General features: G+C 49.6%; 17 protein-coding genes, 1 tRNA gene and 1 pseudogene. 9 read left to right on the plus strand and 10 right to left on the minus strand.

What is annotated here, in order from left to right; translation table 11 throughout:
- Positions 1 to 155: 155 nt before the first annotated feature.
- Positions 156 to 1,007, plus strand: a complete 852-nt coding sequence (locus HMPREF3178_RS10735) for an aldo/keto reductase (protein WP_023320393.1) — start codon at positions 156 to 158, stop codon at positions 1,005 to 1,007.
- 26 nt (positions 1,008 to 1,033) lie between these two features.
- A complete protein-coding gene (locus HMPREF3178_RS10740; RefSeq protein ID WP_017146557.1) occupies positions 1,034 to 2,023 on the plus strand; it encodes an aldo/keto reductase in 990 nt (329 codons plus the stop codon).
- Between the two features lie 34 nt (positions 2,024 to 2,057).
- Here the strand turns inward: HMPREF3178_RS10740 and HMPREF3178_RS10745 are convergent, their stop codons facing one another.
- A complete protein-coding gene (locus tag HMPREF3178_RS10745) occupies positions 2,058 to 2,951 on the minus strand; it encodes a LysR family transcriptional regulator (RefSeq protein ID WP_017146556.1) in 894 nt (297 codons plus the stop codon).
- 148 nt (positions 2,952 to 3,099) lie between these two features.
- On the opposite strand from HMPREF3178_RS10745, the gene HMPREF3178_RS10750 reads away from it, so the two are divergent.
- The 3 genes from HMPREF3178_RS10750 (at position 3,100) to HMPREF3178_RS10760 (ending at position 8,422) form a co-directional block, all read left to right on the plus strand.
- Positions 3,100 to 3,891, plus strand: a complete 792-nt coding sequence (locus tag HMPREF3178_RS10750; protein WP_017146555.1) for an SDR family oxidoreductase — start codon at positions 3,100 to 3,102, stop codon at positions 3,889 to 3,891.
- Positions 3,892 to 4,014: 123 nt separating this feature from the next.
- Entirely contained in the window at positions 4,015 to 4,266 is a 252-nt protein-coding gene (locus tag HMPREF3178_RS10755) for a YdgH/BhsA/McbA family protein (RefSeq protein ID WP_017146554.1), read from the plus strand.
- Between the two features lie 346 nt (positions 4,267 to 4,612).
- On the plus strand, positions 4,613 to 8,422 hold the full coding sequence (locus tag HMPREF3178_RS10760) for an SIR2 family protein (RefSeq protein WP_023320395.1): 3,810 nt from the start codon (positions 4,613 to 4,615) through the stop codon (positions 8,420 to 8,422).
- 158 nt (positions 8,423 to 8,580) lie between these two features.
- On the opposite strand, the gene HMPREF3178_RS10765 is transcribed toward HMPREF3178_RS10760, so the two are convergent.
- The 7 genes from HMPREF3178_RS10765 to proB all read right to left on the minus strand — a co-directional run bounded on the left by HMPREF3178_RS10765 (position 8,581) and on the right by proB (position 17,691).
- Positions 8,581 to 9,303, minus strand: a complete 723-nt coding sequence (locus tag HMPREF3178_RS10765) for a hypothetical protein (protein WP_017146552.1) — start codon at positions 9,301 to 9,303, stop codon at positions 8,581 to 8,583.
- 90 nt (positions 9,304 to 9,393) lie between these two features.
- Positions 9,394 to 10,866, minus strand: a complete 1,473-nt coding sequence (locus HMPREF3178_RS10770; RefSeq protein WP_017146551.1) for a hypothetical protein — start codon at positions 10,864 to 10,866, stop codon at positions 9,394 to 9,396.
- Entirely contained in the window at positions 10,811 to 13,384 is a 2,574-nt protein-coding gene (locus HMPREF3178_RS10775; RefSeq protein WP_032757181.1) for a hypothetical protein, read from the minus strand. Before HMPREF3178_RS10775 ends, HMPREF3178_RS10770 begins: the two co-directional genes overlap by 56 nt.
- A gap of 400 nt (positions 13,385 to 13,784) precedes the next feature.
- Complete coding sequence (locus HMPREF3178_RS10780) at positions 13,785 to 14,972, minus strand: tyrosine-type recombinase/integrase (RefSeq protein ID WP_017146548.1); 1,188 nt, start codon at positions 14,970 to 14,972, stop codon at positions 13,785 to 13,787.
- 163 nt (positions 14,973 to 15,135) lie between these two features.
- Positions 15,136 to 15,211: transfer RNA gene (locus HMPREF3178_RS10785), tRNA-Thr, on the minus strand.
- 112 nt (positions 15,212 to 15,323) lie between these two features.
- The gene (gene proA, locus HMPREF3178_RS10790) at positions 15,324 to 16,577 is read right to left on the minus strand and encodes a glutamate-5-semialdehyde dehydrogenase (RefSeq protein ID WP_004099295.1); all 1,254 of its coding nucleotides are present in this window, start codon (positions 16,575 to 16,577) and stop codon (positions 15,324 to 15,326) included.
- Positions 16,578 to 16,587: 10 nt separating this feature from the next.
- A complete protein-coding gene (gene proB, locus HMPREF3178_RS10795; protein WP_004099297.1) occupies positions 16,588 to 17,691 on the minus strand; it encodes a glutamate 5-kinase in 1,104 nt (367 codons plus the stop codon).
- Positions 17,692 to 17,981: 290 nt separating this feature from the next.
- Between proB and phoE the strand changes: the two genes are divergently transcribed.
- Positions 17,982 to 19,034: a phosphoporin PhoE gene (phoE, locus tag HMPREF3178_RS10800; RefSeq protein WP_004099298.1), complete on the plus strand. Its 1,053-nt coding sequence runs from the start codon at positions 17,982 to 17,984 to the stop codon at positions 19,032 to 19,034.
- 62 nt (positions 19,035 to 19,096) lie between these two features.
- Here the strand turns inward: phoE and HMPREF3178_RS10805 are convergent, their stop codons facing one another.
- Positions 19,097 to 19,660, minus strand: a complete 564-nt coding sequence (locus tag HMPREF3178_RS10805) for a C40 family peptidase (RefSeq protein WP_004099299.1) — start codon at positions 19,658 to 19,660, stop codon at positions 19,097 to 19,099.
- Between the two features lie 330 nt (positions 19,661 to 19,990).
- Between HMPREF3178_RS10805 and HMPREF3178_RS10810 the strand changes: the two genes are divergently transcribed.
- Positions 19,991 to 20,935 carry a LysR family transcriptional regulator gene (locus tag HMPREF3178_RS10810; protein ID WP_017146547.1) on the plus strand — a complete coding sequence of 315 codons (945 nt, stop codon included), beginning with the start codon at positions 19,991 to 19,993 and terminating at the stop codon, positions 20,933 to 20,935.
- Here HMPREF3178_RS10810 and HMPREF3178_RS10815 read toward each other — a convergent pair.
- Positions 20,932 to 21,998 (minus strand): annotated as a pseudogene (locus HMPREF3178_RS10815) (ABC transporter substrate-binding protein). The gene HMPREF3178_RS10810 and the pseudogene HMPREF3178_RS10815 sit on opposite strands and share 4 nt — an antisense overlap.
- Before the next feature lie 222 nt (positions 21,999 to 22,220).
- Between HMPREF3178_RS10815 and HMPREF3178_RS10820 the strand changes: the two are divergent.
- Both HMPREF3178_RS10820 and HMPREF3178_RS10825 read left to right on the plus strand, forming a co-directional pair.
- Positions 22,221 to 23,789 (plus strand): ABC transporter permease, encoded by a 1,569-nt coding sequence (locus tag HMPREF3178_RS10820; RefSeq protein WP_017146545.1) that lies wholly within the window; start codon positions 22,221 to 22,223, stop codon positions 23,787 to 23,789.
- Positions 23,786 to 24,529, plus strand: a complete 744-nt coding sequence (locus HMPREF3178_RS10825; protein WP_017146544.1) for an ABC transporter ATP-binding protein — start codon at positions 23,786 to 23,788, stop codon at positions 24,527 to 24,529. Before HMPREF3178_RS10820 ends, HMPREF3178_RS10825 begins: the two co-directional genes overlap by 4 nt.
- Positions 24,530 to 24,535 lie beyond the last annotated feature (6 nt).

Below are 24,535 nucleotides of genomic sequence, written 5' to 3' on the forward strand. Positions count from 1 at the left end.
GTTGCATCGACCCATTGAACTCACAGCACAAAGCCGACCTTCAGCTCTTTCTAAATTAATGAACACATCTAATAAACCCTAGCTAATTACCCCATCTAATCGAATAAATCAGTTTGCGTTATGCTTTTCCAACACGACAGCTGAAGGATAACGTCATGCAAACTGTAAAACTGAACAACGGTATTGAAATGCCCCTGCTGGGCTTTGGTGTCTTCCAGATGACGGATGCTGCTGAATGCGAAAGAGCAGTTATTGATGCCATCGATACGGGATACCGCCTGATCGATACCGCCGCGTCTTACCAGAATGAAACCCAGGTCGGGAATGCATTGAAACAGACCAGTATCGCCCGTAACGAGCTCTTTGTGACGACCAAACTCTGGCTACAGGATACGAATTACGAAGGCGCTAAAGCCCAGTTCGAACGCTCCCTGAATCGGCTGCAGCTTGATTACGTCGACCTGTATCTGATTCACCAGCCTTACGGTGATGTGCATGGAGCCTGGCGTGCCATGGAAGAACTGCATCAGGCAGGAAAAATTCGCGCCATTGGTGTCAGCAATTTCCATCCTGACAGACTGGCTGACCTTATCGCATTCAACAAAGTGGTCCCTGCGGTAAACCAGATTGAAGTTAACCCCTTCAACCAGCAGCTACATGCCGTTCCATGGAATCAAAGCCATCGCATTCAGCCGGAAGCCTGGGCACCATTTGCTGAGGGTAAAAATGGCTTGTTCCAGCATCCCGTGTTAACGGCAATTGGCCAGAAGTACGGCAAAAGCGTGGGTCAGGTTGTGCTGCGTTGGATCTTCCAGCGAGGCATCATTTCACTGGCGAAATCGGTGCGCAAAGAACGCATGGAAGAGAACATCAACATTCTCGATTTTGAACTCAGCGCTGAAGATATGCTGCAGATTTCCGCCCTCGACACCGCAACCAGCGCCTTCTTCTCTCACCGCGACCCGGCGATGGTGGAATGGCTGACTGGCCGCAAACTTGATGTTTAAGTCGCGATAAAAGAGGTATTCATTCAATGCAAAAACGTTATCTGGGTAAATCCCGACTCGAAGTATCCGCGCTTGGGCTCGGTTGCATGGGCTTAAGCCACGGCTACGGCCCGGCGACCGATACCCGTCAGGCTATCGAGCTCATTCGCGCAGCGGTTGAACGTGGCGTCACCTTCTTCGATACCGCTGAAGTGTATGGCCCCTTCCTCAATGAAGAAGTTGTCGGCGAAGCCTTAAAACCATTCCGTGACCGCGTGGTCATCGCCACCAAGTTTGGTTTTACTTTTGGTGACGACAACAAGCAGCAGATTTTAAACAGCCGTCCGGAGCATATCCGTCAAGCTGTGGAAGGATCATTACGCCGTCTTAAGACTGATGTCATTGACCTGCTGTATCAACACCGTGTCGATCCGGATGTCCCGATTGAAGATGTTGCGGGTACGGTAAAAGACCTGATAGCTGAAGGCAAAGTTAAACATTTCGGTCTGTCCGAAGCGGGTGCGCAAACCATTCGTCGTGCGCATGCCGTACAGCCTGTCACGGCGCTGCAAAGCGAATACTCCATGTGGTGGCGCGAGCCTGAGCAGGAGATCCTGCCGTTACTGGAGGAGCTGGGCATTGGTTTCGTTCCTTTCAGCCCATTAGGCAAGGGCTTCCTGACGGGCTCGATTAAGCCAGGAACCACTTTTGGCAAGGATGATTACAGAAGCCAGGTGCCGCGTTTCGCCGGGCAGGCGATTGAAGCCAATGAAAAGCTGGTCTTATTGCTGGGTGAACTGGCGGCAGAGAAAGGCGTGACGTCTGCACAGATCGCGCTGGCGTGGCTGCTGGCACAAAAGCCGTGGATTGTGCCTATCCCTGGAACTACGAAACTGCACCGGCTGGAGGAAAACCTGGGGGCCGCCGACATCATCCTTTCTCAGGATGACTCGCGACAGATAACCCAGGCGCTTGAAACCATTAAAATCGTCGGCGAACGTTACTCTCCTGAGCACCAGGCTCGCACAGGACGTTAATACCCGGACGGGTCCGCTGCAATTGGCGGACCCGTTATTCCTGATAGCGAAGTGCATCGATCATCAGCGCAAAAGCGGGGGGATGCTGCTTGCGGCTCGGGTAGTAGAGGTAATATCCGGGGAAAGATGGGCACCAGTCCTGCAAAACCTGAATAAGCTCTCCTGACTTTATATAATCCTGCACCCTGTCTTCAGGTATACAGGCGATGCCAAAACCGGATAACGCCGCATCAATTCTTTCCGCCTGCAGATTAAACGTGACCTGCCCTTCCACTCTGACCCTTAACGGTTTCCCATCCTTCTCAAACTCCCAGTGGTAAAGCCCACCGGCAGTTGGCAGGCGCATATTGATACACCGGTGATGTTGTAGCTCGTGCGGCGTTTGGGGCGCAGGATTAGCAGCAAAATAGGACTGTGCTCCCACTACGGCCATTCTCATGTCCGGCCCAATTCTTACCGCAATCATGTCCTTATCCACGCTTTCGCCCAGGCGGATCCCGGCATCAAAACGCCCCTCAACAATATCGACAAAGCCGTTATCCACCACCAGTTCGAGATTAATTTCCGGATATTCCCTGAGGAAGGGTTTTAGCTTCGGCCATACCAGGCTTCGAGCGGCATGCTCCCCGGCAGATAAACGGATATTGCCGGAGGCGGTGCCGTTCAGCTGAACCAGCGATTCCAGTTCCTGTTCAAGATCGGCAATACGAGGTTCAAGGCAGGCAATAATTCTCTCACCGGCTTCTGTAGGGGCAACGCTTCGGGTCGTACGGGTCAGAAGGCGTATATTCAGCCTTTCCTCCAGGGCCTTCATCGCATGGCTGAGGGCAGACTGAGAGACGCCCAGTTTGCCCGCTGCTTTGGTAAAACTTCGCTCCCTTGCCACCACAAGAAAGATTTGCAGTTCGTTGAAGTTTTCTTTGAGCATCGGCGATTTCCTTATGGAGGCATTCCCTTCATCGCACACTCATGAAAGGTGTTCATAGACACAATCATTTTAGCCCCATTACTGACAATAATGATAATTGATATTCTGACTGTATCGAAAATAAGTCTGAATTATCAGTAGGTTTATCATGAAAATACTTATTGCAGGGGCGACAGGAAGTATTGGCCTTCATGTCGTCAATACCGCTATCAAAATGGGTCATCAGCCTGTAGCGCTGGTCAGAAATAAGCGCAAAGTGAAATCGCTTCCTCGGGGAACGGATGTTTTTTACGGCGATGTTTCATTACCTGAAACCCTCAGCGATTTGCCGAAAGATATTGATGCCATCATCTTCACGCTCGGTTCCGATGGCCAGGGGCGTATTGGTGCCAGGGCGATAGATTACGGCGGAGTGCGCAATATTTTACGAATATTCAGGGATACACCTGTTCGTATCGGCCTGATGACCACGATTGGCGTGACTGAACGACTCAGCACCTGGAATCAACGCACTGAGGTCCATGACTGGAAAAGACGTGCCGAGCGTCTGGTAAGGGCAAGTGGTCACCACTATACCATCGTCAGGCCCGGCTGGTTTGATTACAACAATGATGATGAGCACAGAATCGTTATGCTTCAGGGGGACCGTCGCCATACGGGAACACCGGAAGATGGTGTGATATCCCGGGAGCAAATCGCCCAGGTTCTGGTCAGTGCCCTGACCCACGACGAGGCAAAAAATAAAACGTTCGAGCTGGTAGCTGAACGAGGTGAAGCACAGCAGTATCTTTCCCCACTCTTTGCAGACTTGCAGACTGATGATCCACAAAAAAATGATGGGGTTCTGGACATAGACAATATGCCTCTGCGTGAAGAACCTGAATGCATTATTAACGAGCTGAATTTGTATTCAAAAAAATTAACCAATCTACAACCCTGACAATTTTGTCATATAGCAGTCAGCCTCATGACAGCTTAAGTCTGTATATTTGAATACACAGATGGAGGAAGTTACTCCTGATACAAGTCCAGTTTCAAGCATATTGTTAAAGAGGTACGAGATATGAAAGCACTACTTATTACTACATTGGTCATGGGATTTATTTCAGTGAATGCCGCATTTGCCGCTCAGGAAATTAACCACGCAGATGGGAAAGAAAAGATGGGTGTAATTTCAGCCAGCAATGCCTATACGCTTGATGAGTTATCGGATGTTCTTTCTCGTAAGGCTGATGAGCAAGGGGCAACATCATTCAAAATCCTGTCGACAACGGGGGATAACAGGCTACATGGGGTTGCTGAAATATATAAGTAAATCATTAGCATCTTGAACAGGATGAGTCACAGCTTTCGTATAGTGAGCGTTGATTTATGTTCAGAACAGAAGACATCTGGACTGACCCCGCCCCGATAAACGATCCTGCCCTATGGTTGGGCTGCCCCCACAACCGTACATACTTCGGGTCCTCACGATGAGGCCTATTTAAATACCTCCTGACTTAAGCCACCTAAAAGGATGACTACCAAAACAGTGGCAATTCATATCGTTTACTTTGAGATGAATCACTTGAATGACCAAGGTTTTTTCATTACCAGTGTTCATCACATGGCTATGAATAGTAGAATCCAAGCATAAATTAACGCTTAGAAAAGTTGAGCTCATGAGATTCCACCCTGAAGGGCCTTCCATACCCGATATCCTCTTAGAACGCTGTGATACAGGTCGAGTTGTATTTCTCTGTGGCGCTGGGGTTTCATTACCTTCAGGGATGCCAAGCTTTGTAGAGCTTACCCAGCATGTAATTGAATACTTTGACCCACCACACGATTCAGAAATCATGGCAGCATTTCGCCCATGGCTTCACGACCAATCTTCGGCTAATGTCCCTCTCGACCAAATTTTCAACCTCCTACATCTGGAATATGGCAAGGATGAGGTGAATGCTTTGGTATCAAAGCGTCTGGGGACTGCAAGAACTGATATAGAGATTGGACGAGAGCATGCCCTGATTAAAAGAATTTCCTCAAATCAGAGTGGTGTTCCACAGATTGTCACAACGAACTTTGACCGACTGTTCGAGGATAACCAAGCGCAAGATAATCTAACTCGATATGTGCCGCCAGCTTTTCCAAATCTGAATTTCGGTTCGACAATTGAGGGAATAACATATCTTCACGGCCGCCTGGTCGACGAAAATGCTGTAAACCATCCTTATGTACTGAGCAGTGCAGACTTTGGACGAGCATATCTTTCAGAAGGATGGGCGACCAATTTTATTAAGCTTCTTCTGGAACGATACATCGTTGTTTTGGTCGGTTATCAGGCAGAAGACCCACCAGTTAAATACCTCCTTCAGGGTCTCAATCATGATGGCCAGTATGATCGTTCCAGACTTTATGCGTTTGATCGCGGCCTTGCCGAGGATATCGAAGCCAAATGGCGTGACAGAGGAGTTACAGCCATAGCCTATTCCGATCATCCAGCTCTTTGGAAGACTTTGGAAGCATGGGCTGAGCGAGCAGATGATCCACGTCGATGGCGAGCTTCTATTATCGCTAAAAGCCAGCAAGATCCGAAAGTTCTAGCACCGTATGAACGTGGTCAACTTGCCCATATACTTCGCACTACACAAGGTGCGAAATTGTTCTCTGAAGCTGTTCCTCTTCCCCATCCAGAGTGGCTTTGTGTGATGGATGCAAATATTCGGTCAGCCAAACAGAAGAAACGATACTACGAACTTGATGACAATGATGCAGAGACCTTCGATCCACAAGAAGCTTATGGGCTTGATGACGATCTGCAAGATATCGCTGACGATGAACGTAAACGTGGAGTGAGTAACGATAATCTCCTTGAATGGCGCGACGAAGATGATAATCCGTCAGATTACCATCGCTTGGCTGGATGTTTGGAGACAATGCCGAAACGATTGAGCCATCTCATGGTCTGGTTCTGCAAATCTCTTGATAGCCCCGTGATGGCTTGGTGGGCTATCCGAAAAATCAGTATTCATCCTCTACTACTACAAAATATTGAACGCAATATTGAGCATTCAACATCAATCCACAAACGCTCTCGTCAACTGTGGAGCTTAATTCTTGAACATCATAAAGATCCCCGCAATCGTCGTTATGACGTCGATTGGTACGACTTAAAAGCTCGAATTACAAACCAAGGCTGGACAGCTGGTGTCTTACGAGAATTTCGTAGGGTAATGACACCCCGATTGGAAAAGAAGTTGCCGTATGGATTGGGTGAAGTCAGACCGCCAAGCGGCTCCTGGGAGGAAATTCAGTTCAGCGAATTAGGCCAATTTGAAGTTGTGTTCACCGAAAGACATGATGACGATTTAGACGTACCTGACAATGTATTACTACAAGTATTTAGTGCTTTAGAAGCGCAAATAATAATTGCCTCCGGAATGTTAGAGGATATTGATACGTACTACTTTCCAAGCCCAAGTTGTTATCCAGAACGTGCGGTTGAAGGAGAAGAACATTTCGCGAAAGGTGCGGAGATATTGACATGGTTTGTCCACCTTTTAGACCGAGTTGTTATGAAGTGGCCAGAATTGGCTAAGGCACACGTAACAACTTGGCCAGTAAAGGAGCCGTTTTTCTTCCGAAAGCTTAGACTTTATGCATTCAGTAAAACAGGCGTCTTTGAGGCTGACCGTGTTGCCGAAGAGCTTTTGTCTTTGGATCAAAGTGAATTTTGGGACACAAATGTTACCCGCGAACTTCTTTTTCTGCTCACTGATCGTTGGGAAGAATTCTCGCAAGAAAATCAGAATCGAATTATAGAGCATATTTTAACCGGCCCGAACCATTTACTTTATTTTCCCGAGGAAGACATTCCAAAACAAAGGGAGATACTGGCAGCTAGATACGCTCGCTATCTCGAACTAAGCGGCTGTAAAATGTCCACTATTCATCGTGACCAACTAACTGCGATGATTAAAAGAATTCCTGACTGGAATGATGGCTGGGCTACATCTGTTGTCATCAATTGGGGGTCACGGACAGGTTGGGTTCGTACAGACGAAAAGCCAGATATAATCTTAGATCTTCCAGCAAACGAAATAATCCCAAAAGTAAAAGAGATACTTAAACGAGAAGATGACAGCTTTACTAGTAGGCAACCCTTTGTCGGATTGATAAAAGAAAACCCGCGTAAGGCTTTATCTGCACTAGCTATTGCAGGGAGAGGCGGTGATTACCCTAAGGAATTTTGGTCGCCAATGATAAGTGAGTTACCTACAGATCTTAAACCAAGGGTGAGACGAGTATTCCTGAACCGAATTGTGCGGTTGCCAGTTACAGCTTTGGTCGAGTTACGACATACATTAAGTAACTGGCTTGAACAAAATTTAGCTGCGACTCTTGAATTTGATGAGGATCTCGGGTGGGCAGTTTACGATCATGTCATAGAGGGCATACTGAGCGGTGGGGCTGATGCAACACGGAGTGGTTTCGGAGAAGTTATCCGAAATGGTGAGGTTGTAATACAGTCTCGGCGTACATTCAGCCATGCAATCAATGGTCCTGTCGGTAAATGTACTCAAGCGCTTTTTCAAGTAATGCCAAGTGAAGAAAAAAAAGCTGGTTCGCTTATTCCGTATTCTATTAAGTCTCGTATTGAACGTCTTTTTACTGCACCAGGAGAAGGTGCGGACCACGCTATAGCTATAACGTCTCGCAATCTAAATCGGCTAATGTTTGTTGATCCTGCATGGGTAAAGGAATGGCTTATACCCCTTTTGGATTTAAAACATCCTGCGGCAGAACCAGCATGGAATGGTTACCTTCAGTGCAATGCTATGCCTTCAATTGCAGTAGCTGAACTTATTAAACCAGCTTTTCTTAACCTTATCCCTTGGATCGAATCTCTTTCTTGGGAAAAAGATTATTCAGTTCGAGCTTCGCAATGGCTTGGCTTAATGAGAATGTTTCACCCTGATGAGCCCTCCAGTCCTTCCAGGAATGAAATGCGCTCCATATTACGAGCATTATCTGACGAGGCTCGAAATCGTTTTATTTCCTGGTTAGGATTGGTCGGGCAGAAAAACGAGAGTGGCTGGGTTAAGTATGTGATCCCATTAATCAGAGAGGACTGGCCCAAAGAACGCCAATATAGAACCACGAGCTCTGTAAAAGCATGGGTTGGTTTACTTGACGATACTGGCGATAAGTTTCCGGAGGTTTACGATTCAGTAAAAACATACTTAGTACCAATCGAGACAATTGATCATTTGTTCTACAGATTCACTCGGGAGCTCGGTGGTAAAGGAGCAATTGCAGCTATTTTTCCAGAAACCACACTTGATTTAATGGACAAAATAATACCACAGATATTCACGCGTACATCAGGAGAGTTGCAGAAGATTCTTGAGCTAATTGAAGATACAGATACAAGTCTGATCAAGGACTCTCGGTACTTACGGCTTATTGCACTGGTTGAGAAAAATTAGCATTTATGGTTTTTTACCGTTGTTGATTACTCAGCAACACTTTTCGACATGCCGTAGCGCTTACCGCCTGTTCTTGACTAAGATGAGAAGCAGGCGTTAAAGTTTGGTTAAAGGAGAACCTCTAACCATTCCTTCTGGTAGAAATAATCTTTGGAGTATTATTGAAATTGCTCAAATATACCATGCAACCCAATAAATTTTATTTTTAGTGCAGGATCATGCCTTAGAACAGTCTCAAGTGAGTTCCGCTCATAAATTATTGATTGTGCTTGTATTGAGCCGTTCCATGATGGCAAAAGCAGTAAAGCAGATGTTTCCAAATCAATACCCCACCAATCGTTAACATAGCAATTTAAAAAATCAACAAGAGCCTTAATCGCAATAAAAGCATCTTTTTCAGTATATGTTTCAGGATCGAGGGATATACCTGATATATTACTTTTAGCTTGTTCGGAATTAATATTAGACTGGTGTTGATAAGCAATTTTTCCTTCACCCGGTTTAGTTTCTATTGTATCAGTGAAAATTTTAATCTTAGGATGTACCAATGCATTTCGTTGTGCTATTAATTCTTTTATTATTTGTGTTTGAGTGGTTCCACGAGGTAAAGATATGTCTTTATGCCATTGAAGAGTATAGTCAAATTTATCAAGTGAAGAGAACCTGTCAATTTGATCTTTTAACTTTTGCGTTATTTCTATAGAAGATAAAAATGAGTTAGCTGCAGCCTCAATAGCGTAGTTAATTGAAAGTACACTTGATTTGGCAAGTGTTTTTTTGATGTGTGATTTTTTTGTTGCAGCTGATAATTCATAAAGAGTTATTGCATCAGAAAAAAGTTCAAAAAAGCTGTTCTTGGTTATTTCAACTTTTCTTTTCACACGCAGCCCTCTGCATAAAAAAATAAAATTATATAGACAGAATACAATTTCCTATAATCTTTATATTCTACTAATTGTTGATATAAATGGCTATCGAGAATAAGAACTGGGTTTAGGGAAACCACCTCTTACGACGACAACAACAATTGCAACTTGAGATTGACCTGTTGGATGAGTGAATACTTCAATATCATCCTCTATTACTCCCACCGGCGCTGATTTTGACGTTGATTCCAGAACAACCAAAATACCGATACGCTTACCTAATCCAATGGCATAAGCTGCTGTTTGATCGAAATATTTTTGAAAATCTTTGGGGAAAAGAACCTTATTATTTTCAACTTTTAGTTCTATCGGAATGTCTTCAAATGTGAGATCCGTTATCCCGCCAGCAGCCTCTGGATGGCCTTGTAAGTTCTCGCCAATCTCATTCCTACTTCTAAGCATTTCGGCTATTTTACGCTGAAATTTTTGCTCTGATGTGCCAGCAATAAATAAACTAGCTTTAAGAGCTTGTGCTGCAACATTTCCTAAGCCGCCAAGTATAACCATTGTATTAGCAATGTCATCTGAGTGTAATCCAGGGAAAGCTCGTAATATGTTACGAATTTTTATAAGATGCCTATCGACGTTTGAAAATCCAGTTAATGGAGCTTGAGCGGAATCACTCCCTTCAAGTAGTAAGCGCCTATGTCCTACGATAGCAATATTTTGGCAATTACTTAAATTGTCAAACTCGGCAGCATATAGGAATTCGTAAGGTCTCGAGCCAAATGAATTTGCCACTTCCAAGACGACACGACCGATCCCCTTCAGTGTGAAGGGGCCTTCCCCCTCTGGTTTCTCAAATCTAAAATCAGGCAACCAGTCTCGCTCACGAGCATCAATTGTCACTGGCTTTAATGAGAGGAAATTTGCACTTTTTGGCCAATTTGAAACCCTGACCTCTATGTTAAGGTCATAAGCCGTACCCGGCTTAAGATAATTCCATTGCTGAGCTGGTTCCCCATCAATATCAAACTTTAGAAATGCAACTGTTGATTCTTGTGTTTTATTCTCTTTTGTCCCTTTACTAGATATTCCTTGCCTAATCCCCTCAATATTTTTATCGCGAAGATTTGCGAATAAGAGTAGTGGCAATGACCAGCTTGTTAACTGGTCTTGTATTTGTTTTAATGAATCTAATTTACTGATTGAACGGACTTGCTCTATAAATTCATTAAATTGTTTGTTCTCCGAGAGACTCGTCGTCATGTCGATCTCTGATGCTTTTAATTGTGCTGAATTTAAAAACCTTTGAGCATCAGTCTCAGCATTACGTATAGCATGTTTCCACTCAGCTAGAGATACAAATATAGTCATTGCTATGTAATATGCACGATACTGATCTTCAACATATCCCTGACCGAGCTCATCGAGCGTTTCATTGAGTTTTTGACACGCTTCTTTAAGTTTCACCAAGTCATTCGGAATGGACTTGAGTGCACCATCCAACGCTGCTGCAATCTCAACTCTCGGAGAAAAAGCTTGGCGGAAAATCTCGAAATTTGGCTCGTTCTTCATATTCTTTCTCCAACTCAGCCGTAAGGCCATTCCATTTTTCAATTAAGTCATTATAGGGTTCGCAAACACTTATGGCATGTTCAATGCTAGCTGCTTCTGTAACTAAAGCAGCCTTAAGTTTCCATTGTGTATTTCTTTCATCATTTGGAATTTCTTCCAGTAGTTCCTTTAAACAAACATTTGCAGTTACGTTATCACCACACTTGCTTAACGCAGCCACGTACACTAATGCTTCAATAAATTGTTGAGGTTTAAATGGTTTCAGAGCATTGAATGCTTTTTGGAGATCGTCTTTACAATTTCGAAGCTCATCAAGTGGCGCTCTTAATATCACTGAGATGCAGTCATCAATAGAAATATTGCGGGTATACTTATCCTGAATTGCTTTGAGTGCGACTTTGACAAAACCGTGAATATCATCAAAATGAAAACGCAATCGATTGATAGCATCATAAAGTGCACTTCCTTCTAAAATTAATAATATATTAGAAAGAAGCAATCCAATTTTTCCCTTTCTCTCTTCATCTGATAAGCAAAGAGAAGCAAAAACGTCAATGCATTCTACAATGAAATTATCTTTTTTATCTTGTTGAGTATAATAGCAAATTAGATTCCATAGCCGGGATCTCACAAGTCCCCGTTTCTCCTCAGGAAAAGATCTACGGCTCAAAGCGCGAACAGCATACTGATGCACCATAACATATTGATCTAATAGCAAGACTGAATATGCTTCGAAGAATAAATCTGGGAAATTCTTCACTAAATCATAGGGAACATTTTCCCACGCTTGTACGGCACGTGCTCGAATCAATGTACTCTCATCCATAAGAGCACGATACCAATCAGAGAGCACTAGTGTTAGGCTGTCAATACCAGTTAATAACTTAGAAACATGGGCAATCATGTTCCCACGCATTTGAGTTTGTTCTTCTGGTAAGCTTCTATAGAGCTGAAGAAAATCATCGATTCCTTCACTCCCTCTAGATTTAGCTCCAATCGCGGCCCATTCAATCAATGCACCCTGTAAGCCATCAATAGCATTACGCTTATTACTTTTATCTAAATGATCAAGAAAACTCTCATTTATTTCTATGATTTTTTCTTTATTCAACGCCTCAAATTTCTCGCTTAGCGTTGCAGCCGCTCCGATCAAATCGTCAAAATTATCAACTGCAAGCTCAGAAAATTCGTCCCAAGAGTGTCTAAAGAATTGTCCTGCATCATCCATGCTATCCTCTGGATTTTCCACTGCAGCCCAGAGCAAACGCCTAAAAGCTATTTTTTGCGTCTTTCCTATTTTACTTTTTTTTCTATAGTTATTTCGCAGTACAGATCTGTAAGCTCTATTGGCCTCATGTCTCCCAATATCATCTTTGTCAGCAAGATAGGATTGAATAACTTTATCGCTTTCATCGGGAAATCTATCTAAGCATTTCGTAGCAGCCTCCCGAAGAAAGAAAAGAATGCTGCTATCTCTCCGCTCCTCCGGGAGTAGAGTCCGTCGACGCATCAGCTTAGAAAATATACTTCTAATATGTCTTAGAAGCAGCTCATCATCATCCGATGCAATAATTATCTCAATAGCAAATTGAAATTTTCCCCGGTGAGTATCTTTTATGTATTCATCAACAACATCATAGATATCAGCTTGTCTTTTTTTAAAAAGTGACTGAATGGGGCCTTTATTAAGTACTTTTCGCTCAAATGTACCAATCATCATTCCAGGAGGAGATTCAACAGCCATTCTAACAAAGTGGTAAAGGACTGTTAAGAAATCATCTTCAGATAGATTCTCTGCTTCCAAGAGGATTGCTTCTATAGCAGGTGGACAATATTCGAAGTTGTTTATTAAATATACTGAAATTGCCAGTTTTTCCGCTTGTGATAATTCAGTTCTTATTAAAGCTTTTGCTGCTGGCATTGAATATGGTAATTTCTCATGTAACAGTGCAGGCAACAAGTGTTCAATTATTTTACTAGTAAATGTCTCAGGTGCCAGATTAGCAAGTTGTTCCAAACGGGGATCGTTGTTCTCTATATCTTCTTGATCGAGTTCATCAAGCAAATCAAGCACAAACGTTTCTTCTAGAGTAAGTGAAAGACGTAAAACTGCTCGTTCTTGTTGTCTATTGAGCTGCTTCTGCTTTCTCTGCCTTTCTTCTTCTTTGCGAGCCAAATTTCGTTCTTCGGCAGATTTTTCTCTTGGGCCTACAAACTCTAAAATATTGGGAAATCCCACCGGAACTCGTTGATTACAATGTTTACAGTTCTGTTTATAGAAGCTGTAAACCGAGTCTTCCAGAAGCCAGCTAAGCATTGAACTTTGCTTAACAAATTTGCATTGAACTCCCATGTGACCAATGGGTAACCCTGTTTCAGCCTCAATCATGCCTCTCCCCTCTGATCGAATGAATTCAGAGTGAGAACACCAGTTACTAAGTAGGTGTACAGCACGGAGATTTCGTTGACCAGCTTCGATTGCCTCTTCAAATCTTTTTTTATCTTCAAAATCATCCATTTAGATAACACCCTTATAAGGAACATGTACTAATCTAAAATGCTGTAATCGGATTATTATACCTAAAACAATGAATGCTGTGTATTATGAAATGTGATATAAGTCAATTAGTTACATATAAAAACCAACTCACATATTAAGGGATAGTATTTCGAGGTTTGTAGCATCATTAAATGTGAACTTATTTATCGCCCCCTCAAGTTAACTAATAAATAAGTTATAATTTACATATAGTTCTGGAATTTAGAAACCTTATATCTAATAGTTGAGGAAGTTAATAATCAACTTGAGTGTGATTCATAAAAAAAATTATTATTTTCAGCCCCTCCATTATGGAGGAGCAATAATTGTATAGTTTTCCTGTATTCCTAACGATCCAGTTAGGCTTAGAGAAATCTAATTATGAAGCACTCCTGAGAGTAACCCTTCCAACTTTATCAATATAATCAGCATACCACTGCATCATCTCTCTCCTGCCTTCCAAATACAGCGCATGGTTGTACGTCCCGCGAATCGCATTCTTATCGACATGCGCAAGCTGAGTTTCAATCCACGCCGTATTGAACCCTTCCTCATGCAAAATCGTACTCATCGTGTGCCGAAAACCATGTCCAGTAACCCTCCCCGTATATCCAATCCGCTTGAACACCTGATTTATACTCGCTTCGCTCATCGTTTTACGGGGGTCATTCCTTCCAGGAAACACAAGAGGATATTGCCCAGACATCACTTTGAGTTGCTGTACGATTTCCAGCGCTTGGGTAGAGAGGGGCACCAGGTGAGGCCGTTTCATCTTCATACGCTCTGCAGGTATTTCCCACACCGCTTTTTCAAGATCAAACTCACTCCAGAAAGCACCTCGAAGCTCGCCAGTGCGAACTCCCGTAAGGATCAGCAGACGAGCGGCAAGAACAACCAGCGGACTTCCTGTATAGCCTGAGAGAGCTTTAAAGAAGTCTGGTAACTCCTCAACGGTAAGGAAGGGATAATGCTTCGATTCATGCCCTGACATCGCGCTGGTAAGATCCCCTGCAGGGTTATATTCCGCACGACCAGTCACGATGGCGTAACGAAAGACTTCGCTGCAGCGCTGTCGAACCTTCTTGGCCTTTTCTGTCGCACCACGGCTTTCCATTCGACGCAGCACATTTAGCAGAACCAGCGGTTTGATTTCATTCACTGGCTGCTGGCCGATATAGGGGAAAATATCTTTATTGAAGGCTTCGATGATGTCGGAGGCATAGCCTTCTGACCATCTGCTCACCTTCGTACCGTGCCACTCAAGCGCCACAGACTGGAACGTGTTATTGAGCTGCACATCGCGAACCAGCTTTTCTTCTTTCTTGACAAACGATGGATCGATACCCTCGGCCAGTTTTTTCTTGGCTTCATCACGCAGTGCTCTCGCTTGTGCAAGGGATACTGCCGGATAGACCCCAAAAGCCATACGCTTCTCTTTTCCATTGAAGCGATATTTCATCCGCCAGTATCGGGAACCTGAGGGAACGACTTCAAGATACAAACCAGCACCATCTGCCAGCTTATAGGCTTTCTCTCTGGGTTTAGCAGCGTGCGCATTAAGCTTCATTGGGGGCATCTCTCAGGACTGAACCCAAAATGCCCCCACTTATGCCCTCAACTATGTCTTGATTTCGGATGAGTCCAGTTGATAACAGGAGATAAGATACGGGCTTGAAGCCGCAGTATACGGGCTTTAAGTTGATTTCGGTAGACTTGGGAAGAGTTTGAAATGGTGCCGATAATAGGAGTCGAACCTACGACCTTCGCATTACGAATGCGCTGCTCTACCAACTGAGCTATATCGGCCCTGCAAGACGTGCTGACGAGCGTAAGCACGGGTTAGAAGGTTAAAACTAAGTGGGTGATGCGTCAATGCCCTTGTGAATCAAACGGCTACTTTTGCATCACCCAATGAGCATTAAGCACGAATGGTATCGTCGCCGAAACCAATCCACTTATAGGTCGTCAGGGCTTCCAGCCCCATCGGGCCGCGCGCGTGCAGCTTCTGGGTGCTGACCGCCACTTCCGCGCCGAGGCCGAACTGGCCGCCGTCGGTAAAGCGGGTAGAAGCGTTGACGTACACTGCCGAGGAGTCCACCTCGTTGATAAAGCGGTTCGCGTTGCCCAGGGTGCGCGTCAGGATGGCGTCGGAATGCTGAGTACCGTGCTCGCGAATATGCGCTACCGCTTCATCCTGATCGGCCACCACCTTCACGTTCAGATCCAGCGACAGGTACTCATTGTCATACTGCTCCGCTTTCACCGGCTCTACGCTGGCCGGGCCGTTTTGCAGCGCGGGCAGGGAGGCCGCATCGGCGTGCAGGCTGACGCCGCTTTCCGCCATCTGCTTGCTCAGCGCGGGCAGGAAGCGTTCGGCGATATCCTGATGTACCAGCAGCGTTTCGACCGAGTTACAGGCGCTCGGGCGCTGCACTTTGGCGTTAACGATCACTTTCAGCGCTTCGGCAACGTCAGCGGAGTGGTCGATATAAATATGGCAAACGCCGATCCCGCCGGTGATCACCGGAATCGTCGACTGTTCGCGGCACAGCTTATGTAAACCTGCGCCGCCGCGCGGGATCAGCATATCGATATACTTATCCATCTTCAGCATCTCGCCGACCAGCGCCCGATCCGGACTCTCAATCGCCTGGACGGTGGCTGCCGGTAAGCCGCACTCCTGCAGCGCCTGCTGAATCACTTTCACCGTGGCGGCATTGGTGCGCCAGGTCTCTTTGCCGCCGCGCAGAATCGCCGCGTTGCCGGTTTTCAGGCACAGAGAGGCGACGTCGACGGTCACGTTCGGGCGCGCTTCGTAAATCACGCCGACCACGCCCAGCGGCACGCGGCGGCGCTCAATGCGCAGGCCGCTGTCCAGCAGGCCACCGTCGATCACCTGACCAACCGGGTCCGCCAGGTTGCAGACCTGACGAACATCGTGAGCAATCCCGCTCAGGCGCGCCGGGTTGAGCGCCAGGCGATCGAGCAGCGCCTCGCTCAACCCGTTAGCGCGCGCTTCCGCCAGATCCTCAGCGTTAGCCCGCAGGATCGCGTCGGTCTGCGCTTCAAGATAGTCGGCAATCTTTTCCAGCACCTGGTTTTTTTCGCGGCTTGAAAGCTGCGCGAGTTTGTACGAGGCCGCTTTGGCAGCAATGCCCATTTGTTCCAGCATTTTCAGCTCCTTAACGGATAATCATGTCGTCACGGTGGACGGCGACCGGGCCATATTCATAGCCCAGAATGGCATCGATCTGCTGCGAGTGCTGCCCGGCAATACGGCGCAGCGCATCGCTGTTATAGCGGCTGACGCCGTGGGCGATATCGCGGCCTTCAAGGCTGCGAATGCGGATCACTTCGCCGCGCGAGAAGTTGCCGGTGATGGTTTTAATCCCTTTCGGCAGCAGGGAACTGCCGCGTTCAAGAATTGCCTGGGTCGCACCGGCGTCAACGGTAATTTCGCCCGCCGGCGGCGCGCCGAAAATCCAGCGTTTGCGGTTTTCCAGCGGCGACTCCTGGGCGTGGAAGCGGGTGCCTACGGAAACCCCCTCCATCACGTCGCCAATCACGCCAGGGCGGCTACCGGCGGCAATGATCGTATCAATACCCGCGCGGCAGGCGACGTCGGCGGCCTGCAGCTTGGTGCCCATACCACCGGTACCTAAACCCGACACGCTATCGCCCGCGATAGCGCGCAGGGCGTCATCAATGCCGTAAACGTCTTTAATCAGCTCGGCCTGCGGGTTGTTGCGCGGGTCGGCGGTGAACAGCCCCTGCTGATCGGTCAGCAGCAGCAGTTTATCGGCGCCCGCGAGAATTGCCGCCAGCGCCGAAAGATTATCGTTATCGCCGACTTTAATTTCAGCGGTCGCCACGGCGTCATTTTCATTAATGACCGGCACGATATTGTTATCCAGCAGCGCGCGCAGGGTATCGCGGGCGTTAAGGAAGCGTTCGCGGTCTTCCATATCGGCGCGGGTCAGCAGCATCTGGCCAACGTGAATGCCATAAATAGAAAAAAGCTGTTCCCACAGCTGGATAAGACGGCTCTGGCCGACAGCTGCCAGCAGCTGTTTCGACGCAATGGTCGCGGGCAGTTCCGGGTAGCCGAGGTGCTCACGTCCGGCGGCTATCGCCCCGGAGGTGACGATCACAATTCGATGTCCCATCGCGTGCAGCTGCGCGCACTGACGCACTAATTCAACGATATGGGCGCGGTTCAGGCGGCGGGATCCGCCCGTTAAAACACTGGTGCCCAGTTTTACCACCAGCGTCTGGCTATCACTCATGATTCTCTGCCGTTCAAAAAGGAGTTTCGATATCGAGTTGATGTTGTAACAGGAGTGAGCCCGCTTGCCAACACCTGGCGTGGTGGACGAACCACTTCATTGCGCGGATCGGGCATTCTGGCGAGAAAATATGACACATTCATGACGGAAATAATTTAATACTCTTTTTAAGTAAAAGTTCCATGTTGTCATAAATTTTTAATATTAGAGCGTTAAAAAACCTGCAGTTTTTGACAGGGCTTCCGCCCGGAATTGATTAGCGCGTATAAATAAATTACCAGGACTGAATAATGAAAAAGAGCTCACTGGCATTAATGATGATGGGTCTTATTGCTTCTTCGGCTACCCAGGCGGCAGAAGTTTATAATAAAAACGGTAATAAACTGGACGTCTACGGCAAAGTCAAAGCGATGCACTATATGAGCGACTATGACAGCAAAGATGGCGATCAGACTTACGTTCGTTTCGGCATTAAAGGTGAAACGCAGATTAACGACGATCTGACCGGCTACGGCCGTTGGGAATCGGAGTTCTCCGGCAACAAAACCGAAAGCGACTCCACGCAGAAAACGCGTCTGGCGTTCGCCGGGGTGAAAGTGAAAAACTACGGCTCATTCGACTATGGTCGTAACCTCGGCGCGCTGTACGACGTCGAAGCCTGGACCGATATGTTCCCGGAATTCGGCGGCGACTCTTCCGCGCAGACCGATAACTTTATGACCAAACGCGCCAGCGGCCTGGCCACCTGGCGCAACACCGATTTCTTCGGCGTGGTAGATGGCCTGAATCTGACCCTGCAATATCAGGGCAAAAACGAAGGGCGCGACGCGAAGAAACAGAACGGCGACGGTTTCGGTACCGCCCTAAGCTACGACTTCGGCGGCAGCGACTTTGCCGTCAGCGCGGCCTATACCAGCTCCGATCGCACGAACGACCAGAACCTGCTGTCTCGCGGTACGGGTAAAAAAGCGGAAGCCTGGGCAACCGGCCTGAAATATGACGCCAACAATATTTACCTGGCGACCATGTACTCAGAAACCCGCAAAATGACGCCAATCAGCGGCGGTTTTGCCAATAAAGCGCAGAACTTCGAAGCCGTGGCGCAGTACCAGTTCGATTTCGGGCTGCGTCCGTCCCTGGGCTACGTGCTGTCAAAAGGTAAGGATATTGAGGGCGTAGGCAGCGAAGATCTGGTCAACTATATTGACGTTGGCGTGACGTATTACTTCAACAAAAATATGAATGCCTTTGTGGATTACAAAATTAACCAGCTGAAGAGCGATAATAAGCTCGGCATCAACGATGATGATATCGTTGCTGTCGGTATGACCTATCAGTTCTGATAAGTTAACAGCTAACAGACAACAAAGCCGCCGTGGTGACAGGGTGGCTTTGTTATGAGTGATTAACGATTTTTTGCCAGATGCAGATTATCGTTATTCATGGTTATCTGGGCGTTATATTCCTTCGGCAGGCGGCGAGCCTGGTAGAATACCGATTGCCAGTATGGATTATCCAGCGAAGAGCGCATCACGCCCTGGCTGGTGGAGGCATGAAGAAAATTACGGTCGGTATCATAGAAACCGACGTGCATGCCGCCTTTAATACGGAAGAAGACTAAATCTCCCGGCCGCAGCTGCCGCGGGCTTACGCGCTCGCCCATATGCAGAAGCTCGCGCGTCGTAATGCGCTCCATCGGCAGGTTGAAGCGATCTTTGAGCGTGCGCCAGACAAACCCGGAGCAGTCGACGCCGCTTTGCTCCGTCCCGCCCCATTCGTAGGGCGTTCCCTCCCAGGTATGCATTTGATCGTGCAGCGCGGCGATCACCGGGATCAGATCGTCTGAACCTCCGTCGATGGTCGAGTGACTACTCTGGGCGGCGGTTTTATGCGGTTTCGATGAGGATGAACATCCTGCCAAAAGCAAAAAAGGAACAAACAGTAGCGCGTGAGAGAGTCTGGGCTTCATATCATTGTTTTTCGTCACTGAAAACGGGCCGTGATATTTTATAGCCGATTCGCTACGGCCTCAGAATGACCAAACGCAAAATTTACGAAACCTTACGTAATTAATAGCGGCAGGATCGTGCAGTGAAAAATAACGCGCATTATTTAACGCCAACCTGAACTTATCGTATTAATAAATTTTTTCTCCGTGAAACAATATTTCACAAATATTCGCGTGTGACGCAACCGGGCAGATTCACTTCAAGGTGAAAGATCCTCATCATCCCGCCATTGCGCCGCCAGGCTCCCCTCCAGTACTTTTGAGGAATAAAAGAGAGAGTGGGGCGGGCTAATGCATCTGGATTTTCGCCAACTGCGCAACTTTGTGGCGCTCGTTGAGTACGGCAGTTTTAATCGTGCGGCCGAGGCGGTGTGCCTGTCGCAGTCGGCATTCAGCCGCAGCATCCAGGCGCTGGAGCAGAGCGTCGGGCATCCTTTATTTGACCGGCAGAGCAAGCTACCGACGCTCACTCTGCACGGGCAAAAGCTGCTGCCCTACGCCCGCCGTTTTCAGGAACTTAACGTCGAGCTCAGCAGCCAGCTGCGCGAAGCGGACGATGCGCAAACCGGCGAGGTCGCCTTTGGCTGCGGCCCGGCCCCCGCCGCGAGGCTGATTCCGGCTGCCATCGGCGAGTTTCATCGTCTTTTGCCGCAGGCGAGGGTGCGCTTTCAGATTGATAACTGGCTGGCTCTGCATCACGCGCTCACCTCCCAGAGCTATCCTTTTGTCGTCGCCGACAGCTGGCAGGCCGAGCTCGACCCGCAGCTGCGCGTTCAGCCACTCAGCCCGCAGCGCTGCTTTTTCGTCTGCCATGCCGGGCATCCGCTGGCAAAACAGGGTCCGGTCTCTATTCAGGCGATGCTGCGTTACCCCTTTGCGGCACCCTATCTGCCGCCGGGCGTGCGCAAAGTGCTGGCGACCCTCAGCCAGCAGCAGGACTTCGCGCCGGCGATTCAGTGCGACCATATCTACGCGCTGCTTTCGACCCTGGCGCGAACCAATGCGATTAGCTTCGCCAGCGAGGATGGCTTCGCGCTATGCCAGCACAGCCATCGGCTGGTTAAGCTGGAGCTCAGCGATCTGCCTGAAGAGTGGCGGCTGATGCAGACCCGGTTTGCCATTATCTCTCCGGTTCATGCGGCTCAGCCGCCGCTGGTTGCGAAACTGATAGAGATGATCCTCCATACCGATCGTCAGCATCAGCTGCAGCTGCTGGCCCAGGAGGAGGGGAGTTAACCGGCGTTTTTCGCCTGGCCTTGGGCATCGTACTGCGGCCAACGATTTTCCAGCTGCTGGGCTTTCAGCGCCGCTCGACAAACTGGCCGTCCACCCACTGGCTGACGTCGAAAGCGCTGCGGATCAGGCGGCCCGAGTGAGCCTGCCCGACGCTGCTGCTAAAGCTGGCGGTCAGGAACGGGTCGATGCGCGGCGAGGTGGTAAAGTTCAGATCCTGCGGCTGCAGCTCTTCGAGAAACAGCGCCTGCGGGATCTGGCTCTGCTGCGCCATCTCGGCGGACCAGGCGTCGCGATTGGCGGGGTCACTGATTTCAGCGGCGTTCTTCACCAACACGTTAACGATCTGCTGGGTCGCCTGCGGCCAGGCGTCTATAAACGTCTGCGTGCCGAGGAACCCGGCCTGAGTGGTGTTCTGGCGGCCGGAGTCACCGCTTTTGACGACCACATCAATCTTATCGCCGCGTAGCGCCAGCAGCGAAACGCCGCCCCACACCGCATCGACGCGACCGGCCGCCAGCGCCGCTTTGCCGGCGTTCCAGTCGAGGTTGATCACCTGCAGGCTGCGCTCGTTGAGGCCGACGGTTTGCAGCGCCCGGTCAAAGGCCAGCTGGTCCGCCGTGCCGCGATAAACCGCCACCCGTTTGCCTTTCAGATCGGCGAGGGTTTTAATCCCGGAAGCTTTGGTCACCGCGAGGTAAGATTCCGAACCCCGGCTGCCCAGCAGCAGGCGCGTCGGCAGCCCGTTGGCCTTACCGATAATCGCCGCCAGATCGCCGAGGTAGACAAAATCCAGCTGGCGGTTGGCTAACGCTTCATTTACTGCCGGACCGGCGCCTTTGAAAAACTGCCACTGCACTTCCACGCCCTGCGGCTTAAACACCTCTTCCAGCTGATGGCGGATAAACGCCATGCCGACCGGCCCCTCAATAAAGGGTTTACTGCCCGCGCTCTGGTCCGGCACGCCGATGCGGATAGTGCGTAGCGTTTCGGCCTGGACGCTGGACGCCAGGCCGATGACCGCGACCAGCGCCAGCAAGGTGCGGTTGAATATTGCTTTCATCATAACGTGTTGCTCCCTTGAGTTTTTTCTCACCCTAAAGAGCCGACGGGTAACGTGTTAAATGCTTTTATTCGCCAAGCATTGCCGAAAAAAAGCTAAATCAGAAGCCGCGTGCCCGCCAGGCTGAAATGCATTTGATGCATCGCGATTATTCGCCTTACGCAATGGCGGTGAAGCGTGAGGCACGTTTTGATAGCGACATGACTGACTGAAAAGTGGACCGAAATGTCGCAGATGATCTTAAGAACGGATGCTCCCGGCAGGCCGGGGTTCAGGCTTAACGGCTGGCCGTGGCTGCTGCCTGCGTTACTGCTGCTGCTGTGGTACATCGCCGCGCGCGAGGGATGGATGCCGGAGCAAATTTTGCCCGCGCCGTCGGTGGTTGCCGATACTGCCCTGTCGCTGCTGAGCGGCGATCTACTGGCGCAGTGGGGATTCAGCCTTCAGCATCTGGTGCTTGGCCTGCTGCTGGGCGCCATCGCAGGCACGCTGCTCGGGGCGCTGTTCGGCCTGGTGCCGGCCGCCGCGCAGCGGGTGGAACCGCTGTTTTACGCGCTGGCGCAAATCCCGACGCTCGGCTGGATCCCGCTGTTTATGGTGCTGTTCGGGATCGATAACGGCCTCAAGCTGGCGGTGATCGTCAAAACCACCGTAGTACCGATGACCATTAATACGCAGCAGGCGGTGGCCGGCGTGCCGTTGACCCTGAGCGAAGCCGCAAGAGTAATGAATTTTTCCCGCTGGCAGCGGCTGCGCTGGCTGGTGATCCCGGCAAGCCTGCCGGGCTGGTTTACCGGCCTGCGTCTGGCGCTATCGCAGGCCTGGGTGTCGCTTATCGTCGTGGAACTGCTGGCTTCTTCGGAAGGTATTGGCTACCTGATGGTCTGGGGTCGTCAGCTGTTTCAGCTGGATATCGTCTTCGTCACCATTGCGGTGGTTGGCCTGAGCGGCATGCTGATGGAGTGGGCGGCGAACCGGGCCTGTTCCCGGCTGGTGTTCTGGCCGCAGCCTGCCGCCGGACGCCTGGCGTGGAAACCGCAGGCCAGCTGGCGGGCGCTGCAGCTGCCGTTAGTTCTGCTGGCGCTGTGGCAGCTGGCCAGCCAGTCAGGCTGGATTGATGAAGCCTTGTTCTCTTCGCCGCTGGCGGTAGCGGTGCGCTTTATTCAGGGCATCCTGAGCGGGGAGCTGACTACGGCGATGTTGGCCAGTCTCGGACGGGCCTTTGTCGGCGGCGCGCTGGGGATTACGAGCGGCCTGCTCTGCGGACTGCTGCTGGCGCTGCGCCCGCGCGCCGGGCAAATCTTCACGCCCACGTTAAACGTGCTGCGCCATATCGCCCTGTTTGCCTGGCTACCGCTGCTGACCGCATGGGTGGGCAACGATAACGGCGGCAAAATCGTCTTTATCGCGCTGGCGTCGTTCTTTCCGATGTTCTTCAGCACGCTGCAGGCCGTGCTGCAGCGTAACCCGCAGCTCGATGAAGTGGCCAGGGTACTGCGCCTGGGCGAATTAGCGCGCCTGCGCAGGGTTATTCTTCCCGGCGCGGCGCCGGGGATCTTCGCCGGTCTACGGCTGGCGCTGATTTACGCCTGGCTTGGCAATATCGGCGCGGAATATTTCATGTCCTCCGGCGTCGGCATCGGCAGCCTGATGATCAACGCCCAGCAGCTGCTGGATATGCCCACCATTCTCTGCGGCATGGTGCTGGTCGGTATCACCGGCGCGGCGCTGGATAAAGCCGGACGTTTACTGGAAATGCGCGCCACCCGCTGGCGTCAACAGGAGCAGCTATGACCTCTTCAACTCTGGTCTCTTTTCGCCACGTGCGTAAATCCTGGCAACAGGTAACGGCGCTACAGAATTTCAGCCTGGATATCGCCGCCGGTGAACTGGTGGCGCTGGTGGGCAGCAGCGGCTGCGGTAAATCGACGCTGCTGCGGATGCTGGTAGGCCTGGAGTCAGCGACCCAGGGCGAAATTCGCATTAACGGCGAGCCGGTCACCGGCGTGGGCAAAGAGCGCGGCATCGTATTTCAGGAGCCGCGCCTGTTTCCGTGGCTGAAGGTGCTCGACAACGTGATGCTCGGTCTGGCGGATGAAAAGCTCAGCCGGGCGGATAAGCGCCAGCGGGCGCTGGAAATGCTGGAACGCGTGCAGCTCAGCGAATTCGCCAACGCACTGCCCGCGCAGCTCTCCGGCGGTATGGCCCAGCGGGTCGCCATTGCCCGCGGCCTGGTGGCCCGTCCGCAGATTCTGATGCTCGATGAGCCTTTCGGCGCGCTGGATGCCCTGACGCGCCATACCCTGCAGCAGGAACTTTTACAGATACATCAGCGCGCGGGAACCACCACGCTGCTGGTGACGCACGATGTGGAAGAAGCCGTCGCCCTGGCCGACCGGGTCGTTGTGCTCTCGCCGCGTCCGGGGCGGATACGGGAAGTGGTAAGCCTGGCGCTGCCCCATCCGCGCCAGCGCGATGATGCCGCGTTTACCGCCGCCTGCCGCCAGATACGCAATCTGATTACTTCTGCCTGATTCTTT

It is taken from the genome of Klebsiella sp. HMSC09D12 (assembly GCF_001808475.1).
GTDB lineage: Bacteria > Pseudomonadota > Gammaproteobacteria > Enterobacterales > Enterobacteriaceae > Klebsiella > Klebsiella oxytoca.